This is a genomic window from Thermogutta sp. (assembly GCF_014359955.1).
In the GTDB taxonomy this organism is placed as follows: Bacteria; Planctomycetota; Planctomycetia; order Pirellulales; family Thermoguttaceae; genus Thermogutta.
The window spans coordinates 1-3,224 of the sequence record NZ_JACIYL010000516.1 but is presented as its reverse complement, the minus strand read 5'-3'; the positions used below and the strand labels follow the sequence as shown (position 1 = coordinate 3,224).

The window sequence follows — 3,224 nt, the reverse complement described above, 5'->3', positions numbered from 1 at the left end:
GGCATGCGTTCTCGGACTCCCGTGTGGTATGGTCGGCAGCTGTCCAGCTCGATAATGCTTGATAATGCGAGTAAACTTTGCCGATGCTGCGGCGGCGACTTTTGGGGTTGCCCGGGTCCTTGACCTGGTTATATAATGATGCAGTAAGTTGCTCATATTAGTGAAGATTAAAGCTGAGAGCCAAACTCGGGGAAGTCCGCGTTAGATCAGATCAGGAAGAAGTCAAGTAAGGATCGACCGGATATGAGTGAATCCGCCCATCAAAAGCCCGAACGCAAACGAAGTGGTGTCGAGGAAATCAAGGAGGCCAGCCAGTTTCTCTACCACATGCTGGCCGAGGAGGTTGCCAACGATCAGCCCGCCTTCAGCGAGAAAGCGCTCCAGGTGCTCAAGCACCATGGGACCTATCAGCAGGACGACCGCGACAAACGGCGGGAGGGCAAAACGTACATCATGATGGTGCGCGTGAAAGTGCCGGGCGGGGTGCTCACCTGGCAACAGATGCTCGCGCAACTCGATCTGTGCGACGAACTGGGCAACACCACGGCGCGAATCACGGACCGCCAGGACCTGCAACTGCACGGGGTTTTGAAGCGGAATTTGCGTGAGGCCATCCGGCGGGTCAATGAAGTTCAGATGACCACGCTGGGCGCCTGCGGGGACGTGGTCCGCAACGTCATCTGCTGCCCCGCCCCGTTACGCCACGACGGGGTTCGTGAGGAACTGCAGGAGCTGGCCCGCGCTGTGACCCGCCATCTCCTACCCCGCACGCCAGCCTACCACCAGATTTGGTTGACCGACCCCGAAACACAGGAGAAGGAACTTGTTGGGGGTCAGGCCGACCCCGAGGAAGTGGAGCCAATCTACGGCAAAACCTATCTTCCCCGCAAATTCAAAATTGCCTTCGGTCTGCTGGATGACAACTGTGTTGACGTGTACGCGAACGACCTCGGGTTTGTTGCTATCGTGGAGGACGGCCGAATTGCCGGCTTCAACGTGCTGGCGGGGGGATCCCTGGGTGTGACGCCCAGCAACAAAAACACCTTTCCGGCTCTGGCCAAACCCGTGGGCTTCATCAGTAAGGAAGAGGTCATCCCCATCGCCGAAGCGGTGGTGAAGATCTTCCGGGATTTTGGCGAGCGAGGTGACCGGAAGCGGGCACGCCTCAAGTATTTGATTGCCGACCGCGGCGTCGAGTGGTTTCGTCAGACCCTCGAACAGTATTACGGTCGGTCCATCCGAGATCCGTTGCCCGTGAGTGTGCGTGGTTTCGATGACCACATTGGCTGGCACGACCAGGGTGACGGTAAATGGTTTTACGGATTGAATGTGGAGAACGGCCGGATTCTCGATCGCGACGGCTTTCGGTTGAAGAGTGCCATCCGCGAAATCTGCCGAAGATTCCAGCCGGGAATTCGTTTCACGACCCATCAAAGCATTCTCTTTTGCGACCTGCCGGAAAGCACCCGGCCGGAATTGGAGGGAATCCTCCGAGAACACGGGGTGCCCTTGAGCGAAGAAATCTCGCAGGTCAGACGCTGGTCGATGGCGTGTGTCGCCCTTCCGACCTGCCCGCTGGCGGTCACGGAGAGCGAGCGCGTTTTACCAGGGCTCATCGACCAACTGGAGGTCGAGCTGGCACGGCTCGGTCTGGATAAGGAGCGGTTCACCGTTCGCATGACTGGCTGCCCTAATGGATGCGCCCGGCCCTACAACGCGGATATTGGCTTGGTTGGGCGAACGGTCAACAAATATGCGATCTACTTGGGTGGGCGACTGCTGGGGGACCGTCTTGGGGAGCTGTACCTCGACACTGTTCCGTTTGCCGAAATTATCCCCACCCTCAAACCGGTGTTGGAGTTATTTGCTCAGCAGCGGCAGAATGGGGAAACACTCGGGGACTTCTGCCACAGAGTAGGGATCGAGAAACTTCGCGAACTGTGCGCTGGAAATGGTGGGCAACCGGTGGCCGTTGCTCAGGGGCCGGAGACCGAGACGTGTTGAGTTGCCGTTAGGCACGACAGTCAAGCGGCGAACACGTGGTTGGGATTCCCCCCAGCTGTGTGGCGTGCGAAGGCCCGCGAGAACTCGGCCAACACACCAAAGGAATCCGCTTAGGTGCGTTGGTTGGGTGATGATCCCGCAGTGGACGGGGGATGGGCTCGCACTTTTTCGTACAGCAAGTTGATAATGCCCTCGATGACTTCGGCCTGATTGGTTTCCAGGAGGATGGCCAGCTTCCGCTCGAGGTCGCGTCGTCGGTTGGTTTTCTTGGCTACGGCGATGACCCCTTCCTCGGTGAGCGCTCCTCCCGTGCCGAACCGGCTGTAGAGCTCTTCAAATTCTGCGGTCGTCCAGTCCTGAAAGAGTTCGGGATGGGTCTGGATGACGCGCTCCACGATGGGGTTTGTCTGACGATCGAACCGGCGATAAAGCAGGCGTGTCGGATCGATAAAGAGCTCATCGACGGGGACCCCCAGTCCCTGGGCCAGTTGGCCGATCGTTCGGGGATGGGGCCGTTTGCTGCCTTCCAGGATTCCCCGAATTGTCCGTTTGTCCAATTTGGTGCGTTCCGCCACCTCATTGATGGTGAGTCCGAGTTGAGACATGAGGCGCCGCAGATTGTCACCGAGTAGATTGTCCATTTTTACAACTCCTCCCACAGACGCTGCGCCCCGCGTGCATGTGCCTTGAAGGTCGGCACTACCGTGGTCATTCTTCTCGCTTCCCTACCACAACACAAAAGGAAAGGTGTCAGTGCTCGGATGCCATCCCGCTTTCGTTCACCGCCCAGGCTCGATACAAGCTATAATGTGTACCGGGCGACGTCAACAATTTATACTCGATAAAAGACGAAATTTTGCATTGACCCTCCCGGCCGCACGAGGTAGGCCTGATCGCTCGGTGAAAGGCCTGACGACAAGTATACAGTATCCCACGCATCCTTTTTGAAATTATGACAGTTTTCCCCTAGAAAATATAGGGCCATGAACAGGCAATACGAAATCTCTTGCGAGTGCGGTCGGAAGATCCCCGTGACTGCGGGTCAGTCGGGAACCACCCTCGTCTGCGAATGTGGCCGTTCTGTGACCGTGCCCTCCTGGGGGGAACTTTCGCGAAAGGCAGCCACGGGCACAGATGCCAGCGCGGGCCAGGAGGTTCCCTACAGTCCTCTGGCCGGTTGGGTGACCGGCTTTCGGTGGCTGGGCCTTGGCCTCATTCTC

General features: G+C 58.0%; 3 protein-coding genes. 2 read left to right on the top strand and 1 reads right to left on the bottom strand.

Going from position 1 to position 3,224, the window contains the following annotated elements:
* The first annotated feature begins 243 nt into the window (after window positions 1-243).
* On the top strand, window positions 244-2,004 hold the full coding sequence (locus H5U08_RS13790; RefSeq protein WP_297034186.1) for an NADPH-dependent assimilatory sulfite reductase hemoprotein subunit: 1,761 nt from the start codon (window positions 244-246) through the stop codon (window positions 2,002-2,004).
* Window positions 2,005-2,114: 110 nt separating this feature from the next.
* Here the strand turns inward: H5U08_RS13790 and H5U08_RS13785 are convergent, their stop codons facing one another.
* Window positions 2,115-2,645, bottom strand: coding sequence for a helix-turn-helix transcriptional regulator (locus H5U08_RS13785; RefSeq protein WP_297034185.1), 531 nt, complete (start codon window positions 2,643-2,645; stop codon window positions 2,115-2,117).
* Between the two features lie 390 nt (window positions 2,646-3,035).
* On the opposite strand from H5U08_RS13785, the gene H5U08_RS13780 reads away from it, so the two are divergent.
* A partial coding sequence (locus tag H5U08_RS13780) for a hypothetical protein (protein WP_297034182.1) occupies window positions 3,036-3,224 on the top strand: 189 nt, incomplete at its 3' end.

What these genes read in the sequence shown, in the direction of transcription:
- H5U08_RS13790 (WP_297034186.1), top strand. Translation starts at nt 244, where the DNA reads ATGAGTGAATCCGCCCATCAAAAGCCCGAACGCAAACGAAGTGGTGTC.
- H5U08_RS13785 (WP_297034185.1), bottom strand. Translation starts at nt 2,645, where the DNA reads ATGGACAATCTACTCGGTGACAATCTGCGGCGCCTCATGTCTCAACTC.